Genomic DNA, 1,066 nt, shown 5'->3' with positions numbered 1-1,066 from the left:
GTCCAGGACGGCCGCCTCGAACTCGGCTGGACCTACCCGCCGGCCGGGGGCAGGGCGGCGCCGTAGAGGCCGCTCCCGCCGCCGTCGGCGTCCCACTGGCCGTGGTAGTTGAAGCCGACCTGCGGCGCGGGGGCGCCGGTCAGCGGGCTGTCGGGCAGCAGGTGGCGCAGCGCGCCGTGGCTCAGGCCGTGCAGGGGCACCGCGCGCAGCTGCTCCTTCACCGAGCGCAGGATGTCGTGCCAGCCGGCGTCGGGGGCGACCGTCAGCGCGAGGGGGAACTCGGCGGTGAACCAGCCGACCGTCCGGGAGAGGTCCACGTCGTCGAAGAGGTCCTCGCGGCCGTGGCCCTCCACGCCGACCAGCACGGTGTCGCGCCCGCACCAGCGGGCCAGGGTGCGGCCGAGGGCGCTGAGCAGGACGTCGTTGACCTGGGTGCGGTAGACCTCCGGGACCCGGCGCAGCAGGGCCTCGGTCGTCTCCGGCTCCAGCTCCACGGTGACCGTGGCGGCGGTGCCGTGGGTGTTCGGGCCGGGCCGGCCCGCGGGCAGGCCGGCGGGGGCCGCCGCGGTGCGCTCCCAGTGGGCGAGGTCGCCGTCCAGGGCGCCGGAGCGGGTGTGCGCCTGAAGCCGGGCCGCCCAGTGCCCGTACGCGGTGGTGGCCGGGGGCAGGTCGACGGGCCGTCCGTCGGCGGCGCAGCGGTGGGCGGTCTCCAGGTCGGCCAGCAGGATCCGCCAGGAGACGCCGTCGACGACCAGGTGGTGGACGGTGAACAGGAGTTGCGCGGGCAGGTCCGGGCCGTGGTCGAAGAGCAGGACGCGCACCACCCGGCCCGCGGCCGGGTCGAGGGAGTCCCGGGCGGCGTCCGCCGCGCGCCGCACCTCGGCCTCCAGCGCGGGGCCGTCCAGGCCGGCCACGTCGTGGTGGGTGAGGATGCCGTCGGGGACGTCCGGCAGGACTTCCTGGCGCCGGCCGTCGTCGGTGCGGCGGAAGCGGGTGCGCAGGGCCGGGTGGTGGCGGACGAGGGCGTCCACGGCGGGGCGCAGGGCGGACAGGTCGGTTCCGGGGG

Annotated in this window: 1 protein-coding gene; it reads right to left on the bottom strand. The window is 77.8% G+C overall.

Annotated elements, in window-relative coordinates; genetic code table 11:
• Positions 1 to 32: 32 nt before the first annotated feature.
• A partial coding sequence (locus C1I97_RS37730; protein WP_258382940.1) for a condensation domain-containing protein occupies positions 33 to 1,066 on the bottom strand: 1,034 nt, incomplete at its 5' end.

It is taken from the genome of Streptomyces sp. NTH33 (genome assembly GCF_003236365.1).
Classification (GTDB): Bacteria; Actinomycetota; Actinomycetes; order Streptomycetales; family Streptomycetaceae; genus Streptomyces.
The sequence above is the reverse complement of the archived record's forward strand: the minus strand, read 5'-3'. Positions and strand labels throughout refer to the sequence as shown.